General features: G+C 64.9%; 12 protein-coding genes. 11 read left to right on the top strand and 1 reads right to left on the bottom strand.

Translation table 11 applies throughout. The annotated features are described in order from the left end of the window. The 10 genes from QYE47_RS19825 to QYE47_RS19780 all read left to right on the top strand — a co-directional run. Window positions 1-13,221, top strand: a 13,221-nt coding sequence (locus QYE47_RS19825; protein WP_301159113.1) for a BapA/Bap/LapF family large adhesin, incomplete at its 5' end; no start/stop codon positions are given. Window positions 13,222-13,284: 63 nt separating this feature from the next. Further along, a complete protein-coding gene (locus QYE47_RS19820; protein ID WP_070383475.1) occupies window positions 13,285-14,721 on the top strand; it encodes a TolC family outer membrane protein in 1,437 nt (478 codons plus the stop codon). Continuing rightward, window positions 14,718-16,886: a type I secretion system permease/ATPase gene (locus QYE47_RS19815; protein WP_014589721.1), complete on the top strand. Its 2,169-nt coding sequence runs from the start codon at window positions 14,718-14,720 to the stop codon at window positions 16,884-16,886. Before QYE47_RS19820 ends, QYE47_RS19815 begins: the two co-directional genes overlap by 4 nt. Next, window positions 16,883-18,067, top strand: a complete 1,185-nt coding sequence (locus QYE47_RS19810) for an HlyD family type I secretion periplasmic adaptor subunit (RefSeq protein ID WP_070383474.1) — start codon at window positions 16,883-16,885, stop codon at window positions 18,065-18,067. Before QYE47_RS19815 ends, QYE47_RS19810 begins: the two co-directional genes overlap by 4 nt. A 147-nt stretch (window positions 18,068-18,214) precedes the next feature. Next, window positions 18,215-19,114, top strand: a complete 900-nt coding sequence (locus QYE47_RS19805) for a chemotaxis protein (RefSeq protein WP_014589719.1) — start codon at window positions 18,215-18,217, stop codon at window positions 19,112-19,114. 88 nt (window positions 19,115-19,202) lie between these two features. Beyond that, the gene (locus QYE47_RS19800; RefSeq protein WP_070383473.1) at window positions 19,203-19,514 is read left to right on the top strand and encodes a hypothetical protein; all 312 of its coding nucleotides are present in this window, start codon (window positions 19,203-19,205) and stop codon (window positions 19,512-19,514) included. After that, window positions 19,511-20,245: a YkgJ family cysteine cluster protein gene (locus QYE47_RS19795; protein ID WP_070383472.1), complete on the top strand. Its 735-nt coding sequence runs from the start codon at window positions 19,511-19,513 to the stop codon at window positions 20,243-20,245. The genes QYE47_RS19800 and QYE47_RS19795 overlap by 4 nt, the downstream gene beginning before the upstream one ends. Before the next feature lie 200 nt (window positions 20,246-20,445). Then, the gene (locus QYE47_RS19790; protein ID WP_019436955.1) at window positions 20,446-20,670 is read left to right on the top strand and encodes a hypothetical protein; all 225 of its coding nucleotides are present in this window, start codon (window positions 20,446-20,448) and stop codon (window positions 20,668-20,670) included. A gap of 205 nt (window positions 20,671-20,875) precedes the next feature. Continuing rightward, window positions 20,876-22,210, top strand: a complete 1,335-nt coding sequence (locus QYE47_RS19785; RefSeq protein WP_070383471.1) for an OprD family porin — start codon at window positions 20,876-20,878, stop codon at window positions 22,208-22,210. Window positions 22,211-22,443: 233 nt separating this feature from the next. Continuing rightward, window positions 22,444-23,934 carry a sensor domain-containing diguanylate cyclase gene (locus QYE47_RS19780; protein WP_019436953.1) on the top strand — a complete coding sequence of 497 codons (1,491 nt, stop codon included), beginning with the start codon at window positions 22,444-22,446 and terminating at the stop codon, window positions 23,932-23,934. On the opposite strand, the gene QYE47_RS19775 is transcribed toward QYE47_RS19780, so the two are convergent. Continuing rightward, a complete protein-coding gene (locus QYE47_RS19775; RefSeq protein ID WP_014589713.1) occupies window positions 23,931-24,407 on the bottom strand; it encodes a PA2169 family four-helix-bundle protein in 477 nt (158 codons plus the stop codon). The genes QYE47_RS19780 and QYE47_RS19775 overlap by 4 nt on opposite strands. Before the next feature lie 201 nt (window positions 24,408-24,608). On the opposite strand from QYE47_RS19775, the gene QYE47_RS19770 reads away from it, so the two are divergent. Next, window positions 24,609-24,830 (top strand): DUF3820 family protein, encoded by a 222-nt coding sequence (locus QYE47_RS19770; protein ID WP_014589712.1) that lies wholly within the window; start codon window positions 24,609-24,611, stop codon window positions 24,828-24,830. Window positions 24,831-24,946 lie beyond the last annotated feature (116 nt).

Genomic DNA, 24,946 nt, shown 5'->3' with positions numbered 1-24,946 from the left:
GCCGACGGCACCACTGTGCTGGGTAGCGTGGTAGTTGGCGCTACCGGCAGCTTCAGCATCACCCTCGACCCGCCACAAGTTGACGGCGAAGTGCTACAGGCCACCGCGACCGATGCCGCTGGCAACACATCGCCAACCAGCTCGGTCACCGCCCCGGACATCGATGGCGGCGACACCACCCCGCCTGAAGCACCGACCAATCTGGTGATCAACCCTGCCGGCAGCCAGCTCAGCGGTCGAGGCGAAGCCGGTACCAGCGTTCAGGTGCGCGATGACGCAGGCACCGTAATTGCCACGGGCACGGTCAATCCGGATGGCACCTTCGCCATCACCTTGAACCCGGCCATCACCGATGGCAGTACCCTGCAAGTAACCCTGACCGACGCTGCCGGCAATGTCTCGCAACCCGGTTCGGTCGCCGCGCCAGACCTGCTGGCCCCAGCGCAGCCAACCGAGCTGGCCTTGGTCGATGGTGTGACCTTCACCGGCCGTGGCGAGCCCGGTGCCACCGTACAAGTGCGTAATGCCACCGGCAGCCTGATCGGCACTGGGCTGGTCAACGAAGACGGCACCTTCAGCGTCACGCTGTTCCCCGCCCAGGCCAATGGTGAGGCCCTGGACATTCGCGTGGTGGACACCGCCGGCAACAGTTCGACGCCGCTAGCGTTCACTGCACCGGACATCACGCCGCCAGCTACTGTCAGCAACATCGTGGTCGGCGCCGATGGCCTAGTGCTCAGTGGCCGTGGCGAAGCGGGTGCTACCGTACAGGTACGTGATGCCAACGGCATTGTCATCGGTACCGGCACCGTCGGCGCCAACGGCACCTTCGTGGTCGACCTGGGCCCGGCTGCCCAACCGGGTGCTGAGTTGAGCCTGGTGCAAACCGATGCGAGCGGCAACGCCTCCGAGGTCCTGCAATATGAAGTTCCGGTAACCACCGCGCCCGCCAGCCCCAGCGACCTGGTGGTGGCTGCGAACGGCGCCAGCATCACCGGTACAGCCCCGACGGGCAGCCGTGTGGAAGTACACGATGCCAACGGCACACTGGTCGGCAGTGTGGTGGTAGGTGCCGATGGCACCTTCACCGTCATCCTCAACCCGGCCCAGGCCAATGGCGAACTGCTGGACGTGGTGGCTATCGACGGCAGCGGTGCTACTTCGCTACCCGCGCAGGTCACCGCACCGGATATCACCCCACCGGTCACCCCAGGCGAGCTGGCGATCAGTGCCAACGGCAGCGAGGTCACCGGCCGCGCCGAAGTGGGCAGCACCGTGCGTGTGGTGGCCGCCGATGGCACCACCGTGCTGGGTAGTGTGGTGGTCGACGCCACTGGCAGTTTCAGCATCACCCTCGACCCGCCACAGGTAAACGGCGAGGTACTGCAAGTCACCGCCACCGACGCCGCTGGCAACATCTCCACGGCCGGCGACATCACCGCGCCGGACATCGACGGTGGCGACACCACACCGCCGGATGCCGCAACCAACCTGGTAGTCGGCCTGGCCGGCGCCCAGCTCAATGGCCGCGGAGAAGCCGGGGCCAGCGTGCAGGTGCGCGATGCCCAGGGCAATGTACTGGCCAACGGCTCGGTCAACCCGGACGGCACCTTCCAGATCACCCTCGACCCACCGGTGAAAGATGGCAGTAACCTGCAAGTGGTGCTGACCGATGCCAGCGGCAATGCTTCTGCCCCGGCGTCGGTGGTTACCCCGGACTTGCAGGCCCCGGCTCAACCGACCGGTGTAGCCTTGGCCGACGGCGTGACCCTGAGCGGCAACGGCGAGCCAGGCGCGACCGTGCAGGTACGCGATGCCTTGGGCAACTTGCTCGGCACTGGCCTGGTCACTGAAACCGGCAGTTTCAGCATCACCCTGTCGCCGGCCCAGGCCAATGGCGAAATCCTCGACATCCGTCTGATCGATGCCGCCGGCAATGTCTCTTCACCCCTGCAGTTCGAGGCTCCGGACATCACCGTGCCTGCCGTAGTCAGCAACATTGTCGTCGGCGCCGACGGCCTGACCTTGGGCGGTCGCGGCGAAGCCGGTGCTACCGTCGAGGTGCGCGATGCCAATGGCACGCTGATCGGCACCGGCACAGTGACCGCGAACGGTACTTTCCTGATAGACCTCGATCCGGCTGCACTGCCGGGTGAACGCCTGAGCCTGGTACAGACCGACCAGAGCGGCAACGCCTCTGAAGCGCTGACCTACGACGTGCCACTGGTGGTCACCCCGACCAGCCCGAGCGAACTGGTCGTCGCCGCCGATGGCAGCAGCATCAGCGGTTCTGCTCCTGCTGGTAGCCGCGTGGAAGTGCATGATGCCAACGGCACGCTGGTCGGTAGCATCGTGGTGGGTGCCGAGGGCACCTTCACCGTGGTGCTTACACCGGCCCAGGCCAATGGCGAGTTGCTGGACGTTGTGGCGATCGACAACAACGGCACCTCGTCGTTGCCGGTGCAGGTCGCCGCACCAGACATCACCGCGCCTGCGGCGCCAAGCGATCTGGCAATCAGTGGCGACGGTACCGTTGTCAGCGGCCGCGCCGAAGCAGGCAGCACCGTCCGCGTGCTGGCCGCCGACGGCACCACTGTACTGGGCAGTGTCGTGGTGGGGGCCAGCGGCGCCTTCAGCATCGGCCTCACCCCGCCACAAGTGGCAGGCGAGCAGTTGCAGGTGACGGCCACCGATGTCGCAGGCAACACCTCCACGGCCGGCAGCGTCACCGCACCGATCGTGGACAATGGGGGTGACACCACACCGCCGGAACCCGCTACCGAGCTGGCCATCAGTAACGATGGCCGCACAGTCTCCGGGCGAGGCGAAGCGGGTGCCACCGTGGAGGTGCGCAACGATCAGGGGCAAGTGCTGGTGAGCGGCACCGTTCAGCCCGATGGCAGCTTCAATGTGCAACTGCCAACCCCGGTGGTGGATGGCTCGTCCCTGCAAGTGACCCTGACCGACGCCGCCGGCAACGTCTCTACACCTAGCCCGCTGACGGCGCCCGACCAGGTAGCACCGCTGCAACCAACCGACCTGGTGCTGAGCAATGGCGACAGCCTGGCCGGTACTGCAGAAGGGGGCGCACGAGTAGAGGTCAAAGATGCCTCGGGCAACCTGATCGGCAGCGCCATTGCCGAGCCGGATGGCAGTTTCAGCCTGACCCTCGACCCGCCACAGGCCAATGGCGAAACCCTGTCCATCACCGTGACCGATGCGGCAGGTAACACTTCGGTGCCGCTGAGCTACGTGGCCCCGGACATCACCGCGCCAGCGATCGTCGCCGACGTGGTGGCAAGCGATGGCAGCCTGGCCGTGTCTGGCCGTGGCGAGCCCGGTGCCACAGTGGAAGTGCGTGATGCCCAGGGTGCAGTCATCGGTACTGGCACCGTGGCGCCAAATGGCACCTTCGTGATTGACCTGGAGGCACCGCTGGCCGCAGGTGAGAACCTCGTGCTGGTACAGACCGATGCCGCTGGCAATACCTCGGCAGGGGTCAGCGTGACCGTTGCCGATACACCGCTGCCCGAAAGCCCGAGCGGCGTGGTGGTGGCCGGTGACGGCTCCAGCGTTTCCGGTACCGCACCGGCAGATACGCAGGTGCAAGTGCGTGACGCACAGGGCAATGTCCTGGGCAGCGCCCAGGCCGGTCCGGATGGCAGCTTCACCGTCGGCCTGACCCCGGCCCAGGCCAACGGCGAGACCCTGGATGTCGTGGCGGTTGACGGCGCTGGCAACAGTTCGCTGCCTACCCAGATCACCGCCCCCGATATCACCCCGCCCAATGAAGCCAGCGAACTGCAACTGAGTGCCGATGGCAGCCTGCTCACTGGTCGCGGCGAACCGGGCACCACCGTGCAGGTCATCAGCGCCGACGGGACTGTGCTGGGCAACGCCCAGGTCGGTGCCGACGGTGTGATCAGCGTGGTCCTGAACCCAGCGCAGACCGACGGCCAGGAACTGGACGTGGTCCTGCGCGACCCCGCTGGCAACACCTCGACCGCCACCATCGTGGCGCCAGATACCGACGGCCCGCTGCAACCCTACGGGCTGGCCATCGATACCGCTGGCATCCACCTTACCGGCCAGGGTCAAAGCGGCTCCATCGTCACCGTGCGTGACGCCGACGGCACTGTGCTGGGCACTGCCACCGTGGGCGGCGACGGCCGTTTCGACGTCACCCTCAACGCGCCACAGCGCAATGGCGAAAGCCTGACCGTCGAAGCGACCGACAACCTGGGCAACAGCGCAGGGCCCGTGGACTTCACTGCCCCCGACTCTACCCCGCCGCAAGTGGTCACCAACCCGGCCATCGACGGCACCGGTACCACGATCACCGGCAACGGCGAACCGGGCGCCACCGTAACCGTGCGCGGGCCGGATGGCAGCGTGCTGGGCAGCACCGTGGTCGGCGCGGGTGGCGCTTTCGAAATTACCCTCGACGAGCCGCAAACCAACGGCCAGGCACTGACCGTGGAGCAACGCGACGCTGCCGGCAACCTGTCAGCGGCGGTCGATTTGTCGGCACCGGATACCCAGGCACCCGATAGCCCCACCGGGCTGGTCCTGGCCGGCGACGGCAGCAGCCTGAGCGGCAGCGGTGAGCCGGGTGCGCAGGTGACCGTGACCGGCACTGGCGGCACAGTACTGGGCACCGCAACGGTCCAGCCCGATGGCACCTTCCAGGTGGCCATCGACCCGCCACAGCTCAATGGCCAGACGCTGTCTGTCACTCAGGCGGACAATAGCGGCAACGGCTCGCCCGCTGGCACTGTGATCGCACCTGACTTCGAGGCACCGCTGCCGGCGCAAGGGCTGGGCCTTGATCCTGCCGGCACACTGCTCAGCGGGCAGGGCGAGGCAGGCAGCACCGTAGAGGTACGCGATACTGCGGGCAACCTGCTAGGCACCAGCCCGGTGAATGCAGACGGGACGTTCGAAGTGGCACTCTCCCCGGCCCAGACCAACGGTGAAGTGCTGTCGGTGGTGCTGATCGATGGCGGCGGCAATGCCTCGCCGTCGGCCACGTTCACCGCTGACGACAGCACCGCGCCAGCTGCGCCTGCCGGCCTCACGATCACCCCGGGCGGCAGTGCCATCCAGGGTACCGGTGAAGCTGGCTCCACGGTGGAAGTGAAGCTTGCCGACGGCACGTTGGTAGGCACCGTCGTCGTGCCCGCAGGCGGCAACTTCACGGTCCCACTATCGCCCGCCCAGTTGGACGGCCAGGCCCTGGATGTGACGCTGACCGATGCGGCCGGCAACATTTCGCAGCCCAGCCAGATCCTTGCGCCTGACATCACGCCACCGGCACTGCCCACCGACGTTGCAGTCAGCAGCGATGGCACGGCTGTGACCGGTAACGCACCTGGCGCCAGTTCGGTGACCGTGAGCGATGGGGCCGGCAATGTGATCACCGTTGCGGTCAACCCGGATGGCAGTTTCAGCGTGCCGCTGGATACACCGCAGAACAACGGCCAGACCGTAACCGTGGTAGTGACCGACGCAACCGGCAACGACTCGGCGCCGGTCTCTGTCACCGCTCCGGACACGACCATCCCAGAACCGGCGACCGGGCTTACCGTAAGCCCGGACGGCAGCTCGGTCGGCGGCACAGCCGAGCCTGGCAGCACAGTGGAAGTCCGCAACCCGGATGACACCGTGCGCGGCACGGTAACCGCAGGGCCGGACGGCACCTTCGTGATACCGGTCGACCCACCGCTGGCATCAGGCGAAACCGTCGATGTGGTGGTGATCGACCCTGCCGGCAACGAATCGCCTGAAATACCAGTGGCTGGCCCGACCGGTACCGAAGTGGCCACGCCTTCGGCCCTTGCCATCAGCGCCGATGGTTTCCTGCTGACCGGCCAGGGTACGGTCGGCTCGCTGATTACCGTAACCTCCGGTGGCACCACGCTGGGCAGCGCCACGGTCGGCAGCGACGGCACCTTCCGTGTGTTCTTCCAGAACGCCCAGCTCAACGCCCAGGTCTTGCAGGTCAGTGCCAAGGCTACCGTCGACGGCCAGCCTTCGGTGCCAGCCATTATCGTGGCCAATGACACCACGGCACCGGACGCGCCGACACAGGTGAACCTCAATGCCACCGGCAGTACGCTGACCGGCCAAGGCGAGGCGGGCGCAACCGTGCGCGTGACAGACGTACAGGGCACCTTGCTGGGGACTGCAACCGTCGACAGCAATGGCCTGTTCAGCGTCAGCTTCTCGCCGGCCGTGGCCAATGGGCAAAACCTGATCGTCACCCAGGCTGATGCTGCAGGTAATGTTTCGCTCGCGGCCACCCTGCAAGCGCCTGACCTGCAGGCACCGCTGGCGGCCAGCAACCTCAGCCTCAACAGCGCAGCCACCGTGCTCAGCGGCCAGGGCGAAGCCGGTGCCAGCGTCACCGTGCGCGACGCCAGCGGCGCCATCCTGGCCACCGGCACCGTCAACCAGAGCGGCCAGTTCCAGATCACCCTGCCCAGCGCGCAGGTGACCGGTAGCCCGCTACAGGTCACCCTCAGTGATGCCGCAGGCAATGTGTCCGGCCCGGCCAGCCTGGCCACGCCAGACCACACGCCGCCAGCGGCCATCAGTAATCCGGTGTTGAGCCAGGACGGCCGGCAGCTTTCCGGCAGCGGTGAAGCGGGCGCCACGGTACAGGTACGCAACGCCGCCGGTGCCTTGCTCGGCTCCGCCACGGTGGGCGCCGACGGTCGCTTCACGGTGACGTTCGACACACCGCAAACCAACGGCCAGGTCATCGGCGTGACGCAAGTGGATGCCGCCAGCAACACCTCGCCGGCAATCAATGTGACAACCCCGGACCTGACCCCACCCGCACCGCTGACCAACGTGGTGCTGAACAACAACGGCCTGACCCTGACCGGCCTGGGCGAAGCCGGTGCCACGGTCACCGTTCACGGCCCGGACGGGACCATCATCGGCACCGGCCTGGTGGCGGCCAATGGCAGCTTTACCCTCACCCTGAACAGCGCCCAGCTCAACGCCCAGCTCCTGAGCGTTACGCAGACCGACGCGGGCAACAACACCTCCACCGCCGTGGCGGTCACCGCGCCGGACTTCACCCCGCCTGCGGCACCGACAGCACTCGTGCTGTCCGGTACCGGGCTGCAACTGACCGGTAACGCCGAAGCCGGCAGCACCGTGACCGTGCGCGATGCCAGCGGCAACGTGCTGGGCACAGCGGTAGCCGGCAGCAACGGCACCTTCCAGGTCACCTTGAACAGTGCCCAGACCAATGGCCAGACGCTGCAGGTGACCGCCACCGACGCAGCCGGCAACGTGTCGCCGGCCGCACCTTACACCGCAGTCGACACCACGCCGCCGGCCGCCGTGACCAACCTGGCTGTCTCCGCCAATGGCGCCACCCTGACAGGCGATGGCGAAGCAGGCGCAATCGTGACCGTACGAGCACCGGACGGTACCGTGCTGGGCAACGCTACAGTGGCCGCCGACGGTCACTTCAGCGTGTCCCTGTCACCGGCAGCGATCACGGGTGAAAGCCTGAGCGTGGTCCAGGCCGATGCCGCACAGAATGTCTCCCCTGCGCAAAACGTGACGGCGCCGGGCGCGCTGGCACCGGCCACGCCGGACAACCTGATACTGGCCGCCGACGGCCTGTCGGTGAGCGGCACCGCCGAGGCGGGCAGCACAATCAAGGTGTACGGCCCCAACGGCGTATTGCTGGGCAGCAGCCCGGTCACCAACGACGGCACGTTCACTGTCAATCTCGGCAGTGCACAGGCCAATGGCGAAGTGTTGCAGGTCAGCGCAACGGGCCCCGATGGCACCGTATCGCTGCCCGCTACCCTACAGGCACCGGACACCACGGCACCGCAACCACTGACCAACCTGGTGTTGTCCAACGACGGCCTGGTACTCAGTGGCCGCGGTGAAGCAGGTGCCACCGTTACCGTGCTTGGCGAAGGCGGTATCGAACTGGGCACTGCCGTGGTCGATGCCAATGGCGACTTCAACGTCGACCTGAGCGTCGCTCAAATCAACGGCGAACAGCTCAGCGCCAGCCAGTCCGATGTGGCCGGCAACGAGTCCAACAGCGTCAGCCTGACAGCCCCTGACCGCGTCGCGCCGGATGCTGCCGGCAACCTGGCCTTCGCCGGGGGTGGCAGCCTGCTGAACGGTACCGGCGAAGCGGGTGCCGCCGTGCGTGTGCTCGCCGCCGATGGTTCGGTGCTGGGCAGTGCAACGGTGCGCGCCGACGGTACCTTCCAGGTCAACCTCGCATCGCCGCAGGCCAACGGCCAACAGGTGCAAGTGGTGCTGGCCGATGCGGCTGGCAACCAGTCTGCCGCAAGCGCTATCACCGCACCCGATACCACACCGCCATCGGCACCCGGCGAACTGGCCGTTTCCGGTGATGGTGTCACCCTCACCGGCCGCGGCGAAGTGGGCGCGCTGGTGACCGTGACCAACCCGGCAGGCGAGGAAATCGGCAGCGCCACGGTCGATGCCAGTGGCCACTTCACCATCACGCTGAACCCGGCGCTGGGCAACGCCGAGCTACTCAGCTTCACCCAGGCCGATGCGGCCGGCAACGTGTCGGCAGTGGCAACCCTGCAAACCCCGGACTTCACCCCGCCCGACCCACTCACCCAAGTGGTGATCAACGCCGACGGCAGCGTGGTCAGCGGCCTGGGCGAGGCCGGCGCCACGGTAATCGTCAGTAACGCGGCCGGTACCGTACTGGGCACGGGTATCGTACTGGCTGATGGCAGCTTCAGCGTCGAACTGTCACCCGCACAAATCAACAACCAGACACTGTCGGTACTGCAGGCCGATCCACCCGGCAACGTCAGCCTGCCGGTGAACGTGCAAGCGCCGGACCTCACGCCGCCAGCGGCAGCAACCGAGCTGCGGCTCAATGCGGCAGGTGACGAGCTGGGCGGTGTCGGCGAAGTGGGCGCCACCGTGCGCGTGTACGTCGGTACCACGCAGGTCGGTACCGGCACAGTAGGCGCCAACGGGACGTTCATCGTCGAGCTGGATGCAGCACAGCTCGATGGCCAGGTGCTGCAGGTTACCCTGACCGATGCAACCGGCAACATCTCGCCAATCAGTTCGGTCACGGCCGTGGACGCCACACCACCGGCCACCGTGGTCGCCACCATCAACGACAGCGGTACCCAGGTGACCGGTTCTGCCGAAGCCGGCACCCGCGTCACTGTGGTCAACAACAACGGCGACCTGCTGGGCCAGGTAACGGTGGAACCGGACGGCACCTTCGTCCTTGACCTGAACCTCCCACAAATAAACGGCGAAACGCTGACCATCATCGCCCAGGACGCCACTGGCAACCCGTCGGTACCGCTGGCGGTGACTGCGCCAGACCTGACGCCACCGGTGCAGCCGACCGACCTGCTGCTCAACGCAGCCGGTACGTCGATGACGGGGACGGCCGAAGCCGGCAGCACCATCACGGTACGCGGCCCGAACAACAACATCGTGGGCACGGTGGAAGTGGATGCGAACGGCCAGTTCACTGTGCCGATCAGCCCGGCACAGAACAACGGCCAGTTGCTGACAGTGGTGTCCACCGATGATGCTGGCAACGCTTCGGTGGCTGTCCCTTACCAGACCAACGACACCTCGCCACCCGACCTAGTGACCAACCTGGCGATCAACAACACCTTCAACGTGCTGACCGGCAAGGGCGAAGCCAATGCCACGGTCACCGTCAGCTTCGACGGAGACGTGATCGGTACCGGCGTGGTGGATGGCGCTGGCAACTTCCAGATAACACTGGTGCCAGCGGTGGGCTCGCTCGCCACCCTGGAAGTGACGCAGTCCGACGGCATCAATACGTCTGCGGTCGCGACCTACCTCACACCGTTGATAGCACCACCCGTGCCGCCAACCGACGTGACCTTGGGCAGCGACGGCCTGACCCTGACAGGCAGTGCACCAAGCGGTGTGGACATTCGCGTGTACGATGCCGCAGGCAACCTGATCGGTACAGGCAGCACAAACCTGAGCGGCACCTTCACTCTGACACTGGACGCAGCCCAGCTCAACGGCGAGCACATTTCGGTGACAGCGGTGGCACTGGTCGGCGGCGAATCGCAGCCGACCTTCCTGCAAGCGGCTGACATCACGCCACCGGCCAACCCGGTGGTGACCAGCCTCTCTGTCAATGGCCTGGTGCTGAGCGGCACGGGTGAAGCCGGTGCAACGGTGACAGTGCGTGATGCCAGCGACAATGTGCTCGGCACGGCGGTGGTGAATGGCGGTGGCGTGTTCACCGTCAACCTGAACGCCGCGCAGCTCAACGGCCAGGTCCTGGGCGTGAGCCAGGCTGACGCTGCAGGCAATGTGTCCGGCAGCACGAGCTACACCGCCGCAGACCTGCAGGCACCTGCAGCCCCCACCAACGTCGCCATCGATGGCGCGGGCACCGTGCTTACCGGTAGCGGTGAAGCGGGCGCTACCATTACCGTCCAAGGCCCGAACGGCCAGGTCGGTACGGGTGTGGTGCAAGCCAACGGCACCTTCAGCATTACCTTGACCTCGCCACAGAACGACGGGCAACTGCTGGTGGTACGCCAGGCCGATGCTGCCGGCAACTTGTCCGCCAGCACCAGCCTGACTGCGCCGGACATCACCCCGCCAGCCGCCCCGCTGGCCACCATCAACGCCAACGGCACCTCGGTCAGTGGTTCTGGCCAGATCGGCAGCACGGTCACCGTGCGCAACAGCGCCGGTACCGTACTGGGCACCGCAACGGTGGGTAGCAACGGCCTGTTCGTGGTCAGCCTGACTGCGGCGCAGATCGACAACCAGGCGCTCAGCGTCACCCTCACCGACAGCGCCGGTAACGTGTCCACAGGCACTGCGCTGACCGCACCGGACCTGACCCCGCCTGCGGCTGCCGGCAACCTGCTGTTCAGTGCCGACGGCAGTACCCTCACCGGTACGGGCGAAGTGGGTGCCACCGTAACCGTACGCAGCGCCGGCGGTACCGTGCTGCAAACCGCAACGGTGCAGGCGGACGGCACCTTCACCGTGACCCTGAGCCCGCCTCAGGACAACGGCCAGATCCTGTCTGTGACCCTCAGCGACCCGCGCGGCAACGTGTCGGGTAACGTCAACGTCACGGCACCGGATGTCGATGCCAACGCACCGGTCATCGCCAGCGACAACCTGGCCACGGCCACGGTCAACCTGGCAGCGGTCAGCGCCACGGAGACCTACACCGACAGCTTCACCACGCTGCTGTCGGGGTTCTCCAAGACCTACACCTGGACGGTGGCAGCAGGCACCACGGCCGACCCTACCCTCACACTGACCACCAACAGCGTGCTGGCACTGCTCAACAACACCAGCTTCACCCTGCAGGTGAAAGACGCCAGCGGCGCCTGGGTGACCATCGCCACCGGCAACACCCAAGGCCTGCTCGACCTGATCGTGCTGCCAATCGGCTTGCAGGTGGACATCGGCGTGCTGCAAGCCGGTGATTACCGACTGACCGTGGGCAGTGGCGGCATCGGCCTGATCACCGAAGTGAGCACCACGCTGGACATCGTCTCCACCAGCCTGACCCAATTCACCGGCACCGGCATTGCCACCTCCGGCAACGTCATTACCGACGTGGGCACCGATGGCGCGGTGGATGCCCGTGGCCCGGACAGCGCCGCCGTGTTGCAAGTGCTGAAAGACGGCAGCTACGTCTCGGCCGGGACCGCCACGACGGTTCAGGGCCAGTACGGCACCCTGGTGATCAGTGCGGACGGCAGCTACACCTACACGCCCAACGGCAGCCCGAACAGTGTGGGCAAGGTAGATGTGTTCAGCTACCAGTTGGTGCACCCGAACGGCCTGTCCGATACCGCCAACCTGTACGTGCGCATCGACAGCCCGCAAGCCACGGAAATCTGGAGCGACAGCAACTACGGTGCACCGGCCACGGTGGTCGACGCAGTCAACGACGTTGGTAGCAGCCAGGTCACCCTGGACAACCGCGTGGACACCAGCAGCAGTACGCTGGGCTCGCTGAACCTGCCACTGATCGGTACCCGTCAGGCCACCTACACCACCACGGTTGCCGCCGACACCACGGCCGACCTGCAGGTGGTGGTCAACTCCGCCAACCTGTTGAGCCTGCTCAACGGCACCACCATCGAGCTGCTCAAGCTCAACCCGGCCACCGGCCAGTACGTTCTGGTGCAGTCGGTACCGGGTGGTTCGCTGATCAGCGTGCTGGGGGGTGGCGCCGGGTATACCTTCGAGAACCAGGGCGCCGGTACCTACCAAGTCCGTGTCACCGCCGGCGGCATTGGCTTGCTCAGCTCCATCACCACCAGCCTGAACACCACCACAACGTACCTGACCGAGTTCGTGGTCAGTGGCGCGACAGCAGCCACCGGCAACCTGCTGACTGACGACAACATTGGTTCGGCCTTGACCGTGCTGAGCGTGCTGACAGCGGCCAATACCTACACCATCCCAGGCTACAACGGGGTGAGCGTGGCCGGCACCTACGGCACGTTGCTGGTGCATGCCGACGGCAGCTACACCTACACCCTCAACGCGGGGCTCACCTCGGCGGTGGTCGGCCAGCAAGACACCTTCACCTACGAGCTAAGCCACCCGAACGGCACCACCGACACCGCAACCCTGACCATCAACGTGGACGATGCTGCCGGCCTCACCACGACCACATCGCTGCTGGCCGATACCGGCGACGAATCAGAGGCACTCGCCAGCCAGGCAGCGGCCTCCGATGTGATCGCCGGCACCGACGGTAACGACCAGCTCGATGGCAGCCAGGGTGGCCACATCACCTTGCAGGGTGGTGCGGGTGACGACACGCTGGTGGTGGTCGACCAGAACTTCGCCAGCGTCGACGGTGGCGCAGGAACCGACACCCTGCTTTGGGGCGGCGGTGATGCCAGCATCGACCTGGGCAACCTGGCCGGGCGCGTACACGACATCGAAATCCTCGACCTCAACGACACCAGTTCGGTGGCGCTCACCCTGAACCTGGCGGATGTGGTGGCCATCACCGAAACCGCTACCGACACACTGATCATCAAGGGGGACGACAAAGACTCGGTTCACATGACGGACAACTGGACGCTGGTCGGGAACCAAACTGCCGACGGCATCGACTATAACCAGTACACGGCCCAGGAGGATCCAAGCCATCACCTGTGGGTACAAAACGGTATCCATGTGGTTTGAGGCCGCTGCAAACCCGCCGGGTGAATGCCCGGCGGCATGGACGACCAGCAGTAAGGGAACTATGTGAAGCGAAGCAGTCCGCTGTCACCGCTGTTGCTGGGAGCCTTCGGGCTCCTGGCCCTGAACTTCCACCCGGTTGCCCAGGCAGCCGATGATATTGACCCCCACCTGCGCCAGATCGGGCCGTCGTTGCTACGCGATGCGCCCGAAGCGGTGCCCGCCCGCCCTCCCATCGGCATGGCCCCGGTCGCCAGTGGCGAACGGCTGAGCCTTACCGACGCAGTGCTGCAGGCAGCGCAATGGCACCCGAGCATCGCAGAGGCCATCGGCAACCTTTACAAGCAGGGCGAAGGCATCAACGTCGCCCGTGCGGGGTATTACCCACAGATTTCCGGCGGTATCCGCACCGGTTATGACACCGGCTATGGCGGCGACCGCAATAGCCAGGCCCTGAACCTGTCGCTCAAACAAATGCTCTATGACTTCGGCAAGGTCGACAGCGCCGTCAACGCGGCCCAGGCTGCCGCCGCCCGGGCACAGGCCAATATCCTGCTGGTGGTCGACGATCTGGCCCGCGACACAGCCTATGCCTGGATCGAAACCCGCCGCTACGAGCAACTGATGACGATTGCCCGCGACCAGATTCGCGGCGTGGGCGACATTGCCGGGATGGCGCGCCAGCGCAGCGACATGGGCGCCAGCACCCGTTCCGACGTGGTACAGGCCGAGTCCCGCGTGGAAAGCGCCCGTGCCACCCTGGAGGAGTACCAGTCGCAGTACGAGCGCTGGCGCTCGACCCTGGCGGCGCTGATGGGCCGCGTTACCCCTCCGGCACTGGCCGAGGGCTCACCCACCGAGCTGGACCAGGCCTGCAAGCGCCCTGCACAGGGTGATGACCGCCTGCCCGCCGTGCTGATGGCCCTGGCCCAGCGCGCACAGGGCCAGGCCGAGCTGGCCCAGGCCAAGGCGGAGGCCTACCCTACCCTGTCGTTGCAACCGCAGGTCAATCATTACCTGGACGACGACTACAACCGCGATAACGCACGGCTGGACCGCACCCAGGCGGGCATCTACCTGAACGTCGAAGTTCCCATCTACCAAGGGGGCTCCATCAGCGCCCGCACCCGCGCTGCCGGCCACGCGCTGACCGCCGCCGATTCCGCCGAAGACGCCGCACGCCTGCAAGCGCGTCGGGGCCTGGCCGAGGCCAAGGCGCAAACCTCCGGGCTGGGCCGCAGGCTGACCTCGCTGGAAGCCCGCCAGGTCAGCATTCAGGAGGCACGCATGCTCTACGGGCGTCAGTACCTGGACCTGGGCACACGGCCACTGCTCGACCTGCTCAACGCCGAGCAGGAGATCTACCAGTCACGCTTCGAACTTGCCGGCACCCGCTCCGATCTGCTGCGCCTGGATGTCGACTGCCTGTACAACACCGGCGCCCTGCGCACGGCCTTTGGCCTTGAGGGGCGCAACCTGCAAGGTGTGGAGATCCAGCCATGAGTGATTCGATCGATGTGACCCTGCCCAACCAGGCGCCCGCGCCGGAGCAGGCCGCCGCCCACCGGCCAGACCTTGGCCCCTGGCTTGAGGTGATGTTGCAGGTGGCACACCACTACCGCCTGGACGTATCACCCCAGCGTATTCGCCTGGCCGCTGCGGAGGATGCCCGCCCGTTGAATGAAATCCTCCGCCACATGGCACGTCAGGCGGGGCTGGCATTGCGCTTCGTGCACTTCGATGCCAAGGGCCTGCGGCAATGGCGCACGCCGCTGGTGCTGGAGCTGGACGATGGGCAGCTGGCGGTGGTCGAGTCGGTGACCGAAGAGGACGACCTGGCAGTGGTGTTCGCCGGTGACCAGGGCCTGACTTCGCGCCTGCCCCGCGACACCCTGAAAGGCCGTATCAACCGCGTGGCCCTGCTGCGCCCGGCCCGGCCACTGCGCGATGTGCGCACCGACGACTACACCGCGCCTTACGACCGCCACTGGTTCGCCCGCATCGTACTGCGCGACCTGCGTCCCTATGGGCAGGTGATGGTCGCGTCACTGGTGGCCAACGTGCTGGCGCTTGCCGGCGTGCTGTTCTCGATGCAGGTGTACGACCGAGTGATACCGGCTGAATCCCTGCCCACCCTCTACGTCCTGTTCGGCGGTGTGGTGTTGGCACTGGTGTTCGACTTCAGCATGCGCCTGCTGCGGCTAAAGGTGACCGACCTGCTCGGCAAGCGCGCCGACCTGCGGGTGAGCGACCTGGTCTACGGCCATGCCCTGCGCCTGCGCAACTCGGTGCGGCCGAAGTCCACCGGCTCATTCATCTCGCAGTTGCGCGAGCTGGAGTCGATCCGCGACCTGATCACGTCCAGCACCGCCACGGTACTGGCCGACCTGCCGTTCTTCCTGCTGTTCCTGTTCGTGTTCTGGCTGATCGGCGGCGTACTGGTGTTCATCCCGCTGGTCGCGCTGCTGGCCATGGTGTTACCCGGGTTGCTTGCACAACGGCGCCTGGCACGGTTGGCCAATGCCTCGATGCGTGAGTCGGCACTGCGCAACGCCATGCTGGTGGAAAGTATCCAGGGCCTGGACGAGATCAAGGCACTGCAGGCAGAGGCACGCTTCGAACGACAGTGGAACCAGTACAACGCGGCCTGCGCGCACACCAACCTGCGCCTGCGCACCCTCACCAACGGCCTGGTGACCTGGACGCAGAACGTGCAGGGTGCCGTGTTTGCCGTGGTCATCGTGATCGGCGCCCCCATGGTCATCGCCGGCGACCTCACCACGGGTAGCCTGGTGGCGGCATCCATGCTTTCATCGCGGATGATGGCACCGCTGGCCCAGCTGACCCATGTGCTGACCCGCTGGCAGCAGGCCAAGGTCGCGCTGCAAGGCCTGGACAAGCTGATGCAGTCGCCGGTCGACCACCCCGAAGGCGAAGCCCGCGTGCACCTGCCGGCCATTCACGGCGAGTACCGCCTGCGCCAGGCCAACTTCCGCTACAGCGAAGACTACCCGCCAGTGCTGAACATTGGCCGGCTGGACATCCAGCCGGGCGAGCGCATTGCCGTGCTGGGCCGCAACGGCGCCGGCAAATCAACCTTGCTGCAGGCGCTGGGTGGGGCCATGGACCTGGTGCAGGGCGAGATCAGCCTGGACGGCATCGCCATGGCCCACCTTGACCCTGCTGACCTGCGCCGTGACGTCGGCCTGCTGCCGCAGTACGCGAGGCTGTTCCACGGCACCCTGCGGGAAAACCTCACCCTCGGCGCCGGCCAGGCCAGCGACCAGGAACTGGTGGCCGCGCTGGCCGCCACTGGCGCACTGGACTTCGTCCGCCGCCTGCCCAAGGGCATGGACCACTTGATCCTCGAAGGGGGCGTGGGCTTGTCTGGCGGCCAGCGCCAAGCCCTGGTGCTGTCGCGCCTGCTGGTACGCCAGCCGCAGGTGCTGCTGCTGGACGAACCGACCGCGTCGCTGGACGACATGACCGAGCGCAAGCTGCTGGATAACCTGGAGCGCTTCTGTCAGGGCCGTACATTGGTGATCGCAACCCATCGACTGAGTGTTCTGCAGCGGGTCGACCGCATCCTGGTGCTGGACGCCGGGCGCATCGTCATCGATGACGCGCGCGATGCCGCCCTGGCCAAACTGCAAGGAGCCCAGGCATGAGCAACCATGAACTCCCGGCCTCCTACCTGGACGGGCAGGACGACCAGGCGGTATTCCGCGCCGGCCGCATCATCACCCTCTGCGCGCTGATGCTGGCGGCGTTCCTGGCCTGGGCCGCCTGGTTCGAGGTGACCGAGGTATCCACCGGCACAGGCAAGGTCATTCCAAGTTCGCGAGAGCAGGTCATCCAGTCGTTCGAGGGCGGTATCGTCGCGCAGATGAGCGTGGCCGAAGGCGACCTGGTCGAGCGCGGCCAGGTGCTGGCCCAGCTCGACCCGACCAAGACGGCTTCCAGTGTTGGTGAAAGCGAAGCCAAATACCGCGCTGCCAGGGCCAGTCAGGCCCGCCTGCAAGCAGAGGTGACCGGCAAGCCACTGACCTTCCCGGAGAGCCTGCGCGACTCTCCTGACCTGATCGATGCCGAAACCGCGTTGTACCAGACCCGCCGCCGCGGCCTGGAACAGACCCTGGCGGGTATTCAGGACTCGTTGCAGCTGGTGCGCAGCGAGCTGAAGATCACCGAGAACCTGGCAAAGATGGGTGCCTCCAGCCGGGTTGAAGTGATCCGCCTGAACCGCCAGCGTTCCGAGCTGGAACTCAAGGCCAACGAGGCACGCTCGGACTATCTGGTGCGCGCCCGGGAAGAACTGGCCAAGGCCAGCGCCGAAGCGGACGCCCTGTCGGAAGTGATCCGCGGGCGCAGCGACTCGCTCACCCGCCTGACCCTGCGCTCGCCGGTGCGCGGCATCGTGAAGGACATCGAGGTCAACACCCTGGGTGGCGTGGTGCAGCCCGGTGGCCAGGTGATGAAGATCGTGCCGATGGACGAACGCCTGCTGATCGAAACCCGCATCGCGCCACGGGACATCGCCTTCATTCACCCCGACCAGGCGGCCAAGGTCAAGATCAGTGCCTATGACTACTCGGTATACGGCGGGCTGGACGGCAAGGTGGTGGGCATCTCGCCGGATACCCTGCAGGACGAGGTCAAACCGGAAATCTACTACTACCGCGTGTTCATCCGCACCGAACAGGACAACTTGCAGAACAAGGCCGGCAAGCGTTTTGCGATCGTGCCAGGGATGATTGCCACGGTGGATATCCGAACGGGCGAGAAAACCATCCTCGATTACCTGATCAAACCGCTGAACCGGGCCAAGGAGGCCCTGCGTGAACGCTGATCCAAGCGTTTACACACCTCCCCTGTGGGCGCGGGCATGCCCGCACCCGCAGGGGCCCAGGTACTCCTGGGTTCTGTGCAAATTGCCTAAAGCCTGACCCAAACAGGCCGATAACCGGTTATCCCCTGCTCCCCACCGAAGGTCACCATGGCCACGCAAAATGCCCGCGCGGATTCGCTATCCCTGCTGCTGTTCACCCTGCGCAGCGGCAAGCTGATGGCAATCAACCTGCTCAAGGTCAGCGAGATCATCCCCTGCCCGCCGCTGACCAAGCTGCCTGAGTCGCACCCCCACGTAAAAGGTGTGGCAACCCTGCGCGGCCACTCGCTGTCGGTCATCGACTTGTCTCGCGCCATTGGCGAACAGCCACTGGTCGACCCGCAGGGTGGCTGCCTGATCGTTACCGAGATCAGCCGCTCGCGCCAAGGCCTGCATGTACAGGCGGTCAGTCGTATCGTGCATTGCCTGAGCACCGACATCAAACCGCCGCCTTACGCCTCGGGCACCCGCTCGTTCATCACCGGTGTGACGCGCGTCGACAACACCCTGGTGCAGGTGCTGGACATCGAAAAAGTCATCCACGCCATCGCCCCGCCCGTCGCCGAGCCAGTGCACAGCACCTTGAACGAAGAAGATGCCAGCCTGCTGGCCGCCGCCAATATCCTGGTGGTGGACGACAGCCAGGTGGCCCTGCAGCAGTCAGTGCACACCCTGCGCAACCTCGGTATCGAATGCCACACCGCGCGCAGCGCCAAAGACGCCATCAATGTGCTGCTGGAGCTGCAAGGCACCGCGCAGGAGATCAACATCATCGTCTCCGACATCGAAATGAGCGAAATGGACGGATACGCCTTCACCCGCACGCTGCGTGAAACTCCTGACTTCCAGCACCTGTACGTGCTGCTGCACACCTCGCTGGACAGTGCCATGAGCAGTGAAAAGGCGACCCAGGCCGGGGCCAATGCCATCCTTACCAAGTTCTCCTCGCCAGAGCTGACCGATTGTCTGGTGGTGGCGGCGCGTACCGTGGTGTTCGCCGAGCACTGATATATTCAGCGACAAACTCCCCGGCTTACCGCCGGGGGTGACTCGGGCATAATTCGCGCCCCTCGCAAGAAAATTGCCGGAATCGCGTATGAAGCTTCTTAGCTCTATCTTGATCAGCTGCGCCCTCTTCAGCGGTATTGCCCAGGCCTCCAGTAGCCAGGCCTGGAACGAGCAGCGCCAGCAGATGCTCAAGGCTTGCCTGACAGCCAGCCAGTTCAAGGACGCCCATGCCCGCGGCAAGCCCGCCGAGTTCGATGACCAGGCAGGCATGAGTGCCCTGCTGATCGAAGGCGTCTACCCACAGAAGCACATGCAGCAGCGCGCCGGCACCGAACTGTGCCTGTACGACCGCCAGCACCAGCGTGCTTTCGTCAGTGAATGGAGCCCGGAAGCCAAGTGACCGACCGCTTACGTTTCGGCTGTACCGGCTGCGGCAAATGCTGCACCGGCCACCATGTGCCCCTGACGCTGGCCGAAGCGCGTCGCTGGGCGGACGATGCCGGCCAGGTGGTGGTACTGATCGAGGCCTTCGTCGTGGACGGCCCCGGCATGCCGCTGGATCAACGTGACCATGTGCTGCGACGCTCCCATCCGGTGCATTGCGGCGAAGGCGAGGCACGCGTCTCGGTGACCTTTGCTGCATTCAACCCAGGACGTTGCCGTAACCTCGACGCCAACGACCTCTGCACCATCTATGAGCAGCGCCCACTGGTCTGTCGCATCTATCCGGTAGAAATCAACCCGCATATTCCACTGCGGCCAGACAGCAAGGACTGCCCGCCGGAGGCCTGGCAACAGGGGCCGGAGCTGATTCACGGCACGCAACTGGTCGACGTGGAACTGCAGGCGCTGGTACAGGCTTCGCGCCAGGCCGATCGCGATGACATTGCCGCCAAGGTGGCGGTGTGCCAGGCGTTGGGCATGACGACCAGTGCGCTCAAGGGTAACGGTTTTACCGCCTACTTGCCGGATATGGGGGCGTTTGCTGCGGCGCTGGCGCAGGTACAGGGGAATGAAGGGGCGCAGTGGACCTTGCATGTGCAGGATGAAGCGCTGACGACAAGCTTGCAGGCACTGGGTTTGCGCACAACCCATGAAACCCCGGTTTATTACGCCTTTATCGGTTTCTAGCCTGGCCATTTTGCCCAAGGCGGCGCACTGTGCAGGCGCCCTAGCACGGGACTTTCGCCGAAAGCCCCGTTGTTTCCTCCAAGGATCGTTACCTTTTGCGCAACAGTGCTTATCGCACTTCGCTCTGTTTCGAGTGCACTGAAAGGACTAACTTTACCCCTGTCCTCATTAGCACTTGCACCGCAAGAAGGTAGTTTCAAATGTCCAACAGTATGGGTATTGCCAGCGTCTTCGTCCTGTCTTCCCTGTTGTTGTCGCCCCTGGCCATGGCCGAAGAATCCCCGGCATTCGTTGCCCGTAATGCAGAGTTCGCGGCTGTCCATCAAGAGGCCCGTGACGCTGTAGCCGCAAACAAGGCCGAAACCGTAAAAGACGCGAAACAGACAGCTTCCAAAGTCAGCGTCGATGCCAATGCCGACAGCTGATCACGCGCTGTCGCTGCTCCCGTTTTCCCTTGGCTACGCCATGGGCACCCCCGGTGCCGATATGTTAGCCTTTTAAAGCCGCTGCCGATCAGCGGCTTTTTTTATGTGCTTTAACGCTCAGCCCGGCTGTAACGTGTACCTATAAAAAAGACGCACATTCAAATATAAAAACTGCCCCACCGTCAGACCCAAGGAGCTAGTACCGGTGCCTTCCGCGTTTCGTTTTACCCCGCTTTTCATTGCGTTGTCTGCAACGATCCCTCTCGCCGCCCAGGCAGATGAAGACAAGGCTGATGGCTTCATCGAAGGTTCGTCCTTCAACCTGCATTTTCGTAATGCCTACTTCAACCGCGACAACCACAACGCCGGCGTGCGCGACACCCGCGAGTGGGGCCAGGGCGCGGTAGCGCGTTTCGAGTCGGGCTACACCCCGGGTGTAGTCGGCTTTGGCCTGGATGCTCATGCCATGCTGGGCCTGAAGCTCGACGGCGGTGGCGGCCATGCCGGCACCAGCATCCTGCCCGAACACATCAAGGACGACGGCGAACTGGGCGCTGCCCCGCATTCGTTCTCCACTGCCGGTGCTGCGGTCAGGCTGAAAGCCTTCGACACCGAGCTGAAAGCCGGTGACCTGTTCCTCACCAACCCGGTGATCGCCGGCGGCGAAACGCGCATGCTGCCGCAAACCTTCCGCGGTGTAAGCCTGACCAACACCAGCATCGACGGCCTGTTGCTCGAAGGTGGCCAGGTCAGTTTCACCCACCCGTACAACCAGAGCGGCCACCGCCGCATCGACACCTACTACGGGTCACTGGATGAGCACGACAAGAGCAAGCACCTGAACTGGGCCGGCGCGTCGTGGAGCGGTACCGAGCACATCACCGCCAACCTGTACGCCGCCGAGCTGAAGGACATCTGGAACCAGTACTACGCGGACTTCGACTACACCTATGTGGTCAATGACCTGGTCAGCCTGAACCCGGGCGTGCACTTCTATCACACCCAGGACACCGGCCAGGCCCTGCTAGGCAAGATCGACAACAACACCTACAGCGTGCACTTCACCGTCAACGCAGGCTTCCACAGCGTCACCGCTGCCTACCAGCGAGTGAACGGCAACACGCCATTCGACTACATCAACCTGGGCGACAGCGTGTACCTGGACAACTCGCGCATGTACTCGGACTTCAACGCGCCGAACGAGCGTTCGTGGAAACTGCAGTACGGCTATGACTTCGCCGGTGTCGGCGTGCCTGGTTTGTCCACTTCGCTGTCCTACTCGCGCGGCGAGGCTGACCTGACCAAGGCCACTCAGGACACCACTCACTACGACTACTACCGTGAGGATGGCAAGAACGCCATGCACTGGGAGCGCGACCTGGACGTGAAATACGTGTTCCAGGAGGGTGACCTCAAGGACCTGTCGGTGCTGGTACGCTATGCCACTCACCGCGGCAGCCAGGGTTATGCGTCGATCGACAGCAACAGCGACAACGATGAACTGCGGGTAATCGTCGATTACCCACTGAACGTGTTCTGATCTTGCGCTGCAAGCATCGCAAATAACCCTGTGGGAGCGGGTTCAACCGCGAAGAAGGCACCGCGGTGTTGGGCACCGGCTGCGCCGATGTTCGCGGGTAAACCCGCTCCTACAGGCGACGGCAAATCGAAAAGTACGGTACACCGTGCTTCCGTCGGACAAATCTTGTCCGACAATGCCCGCTTCCCTAGAATATCGCCGCCGCGAATGGCCCTGCCCACGCAGTAGCGAGCATGCCCACCCAATCCCCGCGTTTCGCAGTCTACAGGTCGCACCCCGAGCTGATCCTCAACCTGGGCAGTTGCCTTGCCGTGCTCGCCATCGTGGCCATCGTCAGCTACTTGCTTGCCCGCGAGCGCGAAAGTATCGAGCAGTCGGCGGTGCGCTCGTCGAACAACATCGTGCAGCTGATCGAAAGCGACATTCTGCGCAACGTCGAACTCTACGACCAATCACTGCAAGGCCTGATCTGGGCCGTCGGCCGCAAGGAACTGCCGGAAGTCCCCGGCCCGATACGCCAGCGCCTGCTGTTCAATGAAGCCTTCGTCGACCGCAAGCGCGGTGACGTGCTGTGGCTGGACAAGCAAGGCAATATCGTTGGCGACTCCACCAGCAGCGTGCCCCGCAAGGCCAACTTCGGCGACACCGGGGTGTTCAAGGCCCACCAGCACAATGCCAACCTCGGCTTGCTGGTGGGCCCCCCTTTCAAGGCCAAGCTTGGCGACCTGGACTGGTGTATCAGTTTCAGCCGACGTATCTCCGGCCCCAATGGCGAGTTCGCCGGGTTGGCAGCGGGTGCGCTGCGCCTGTCGTACTTCAATGAGTTGTTCCAGCGCCTGGACATTGGCCACGACAGCAGCATCAACCTGTTCAATACCGATGGGCAGTTGCTCGTCCGCCAGCCCTACCGCGGGCAGGACCCGCTGATTGGCACCTACTACACCGAACGGCCCAATTTCAAACGCATCCTCAGTGAACAGAGCGGTAGCTTCACCGCCCGCTCCCACAGCAGCGGCAAGCTGCGCATGTTCACCTTCGCCCGGGTCGCGCAGTTGCCACTGATCGTGCTGGTGGCGCACTCGGCCGACGAGGTGTTCGAGTCCTGGCGCCGCACGGCCATTCTGGTCAGCGTCGCCACCGGCGGTCTGTGCGTGGGCATTCTCTGGCTGACTTTGCTGCTGGGCCGCGAACTGCGCCGCCGCCACGAAGCCGAAGAAGACCTGGCCATGCTCGCTTCCACCGATAGCCTGACTGGCCTGGCTAACCGCCGCAGGCTGGACCATGTGCTGCGTCAGGAATGGGCCCGTGCTCAACGTAGCCGTAAGCCGCTGGCGGTACTGATGGTGGACGTGGACCACTTCAAGGCATTCAACCAGCGCCATGGCCATGCCGGTGGCGACCATGCCTTGCGCGAGGTGGCCAAGGCCATCGAGACATGCATTCGTCGCCCCGCGGACCTGGCTGCGCGCTATGGTGGGGAGGAGTTTCAGGTAGTGTTGCCGGAAACCGATCTGGCCGGTGCCCAGCTACTGGCTGAACGCATCCGCGCCAGCGTCGAGGCGCTGGCGCCGTTTGCGGATGATGCCCACGCCGTGACCGTGAGCATCGGTATCGGTCTGTCCGGCACCCAGCAGGACCTTGGCAGGCTGCTGGGTGCTGCGGACGAAGCGCTCTACCGCGCCAAGGCCAATGGCCGCAATCGGGTAGAGGGCCCGCTCGATTAGGAGCGGGCGCGAGCGGCGTTGCGCAGGGCCTTGACCTGGTCATGGTTGCGCTGCACGCCTTGCAGCTGCTTTTCCACCAGGCTGTAGGTCATGTCGCTGGCGGTGCGGCCCAGTTTCACCAGCTTTTCGCGGGCTTCCTTGTAGGCCTTGAGGGCGTGGTCCTCGCCCCGCTCCACCTCGTTCAGCACTGCTTCCTCGTCCTTGCCGGTGACCATCGACTTAAGGTTGACCCAGCCGCGGTGCAGGTCGCCACTGATGCTGGTAGAGGTTTCAGGATCGCCGCCCAGACGGCGCACTTCGCTCTGCAGCTCACTGGCAGCGTTGGCGCACTCGCCCGCACGCTGGACGAAGAACGCTTTCAGTTCGGGGTTCTTCACATCATCGGCCGAGGCCTTGAAACCTTTCTCGCCATCCTTGCTGTACTCGATCAGGTCGTTGAGTACATCGATCACGTCTTTGTTGGGGTTGCTCATGGTCGAACTCCTTGGCAGGTGATAGTCCTCTAGAGAGTTGCAGTGTTCGTGCCACGCTTTCAAAAAACGTAAAACCCTTACTATTCAATAACTTACAGCTTGATTGACGACTGATGGTTACGGCGTTCTGCATGATTGCCGCTTGGGGCTTCGTGCAGATTGCAGTATGGTCGGCGCCTTTCCACAGCCAGGTGCGCGAAGATGAAGCCGGAAACTCTCGAACTACTGGTGACCCGCAGCATGCCGTTCGGCAAGTACCAGGGAAGGATCATTGCCGACCTGCCCGGTGACTACCTGGCATGGTTTGCGCGCAAGGGCTTCCCGGCAGGGGAACTGGGCGGGATGCTGGCGTTGATGCATGAGATCGATCACAACGGGCTGGGTGATCTACTGGTGCCGTTGCGGCAGAAACATCGCCGTTGAAAGGCCAACGCGGGCTCTGTGGGAGCGGCCTTGTATCGCGAAAGGGCTGCGAAGCAGCCCCAGATTTTCAGCTTCGCAACTTAGATTGCCGGGGCCGCTTTGCGGCCCTTTCGCCA

Source organism: Pseudomonas sp. 2,4-D (assembly GCF_030418155.1).
GTDB classification, from domain to species: Bacteria; Pseudomonadota; Gammaproteobacteria; order Pseudomonadales; family Pseudomonadaceae; genus Aquipseudomonas; species Aquipseudomonas alloputida.
Note: the sequence above shows the minus strand (reverse complement) of the source record. Positions and strands in the feature narration are given on the sequence as shown.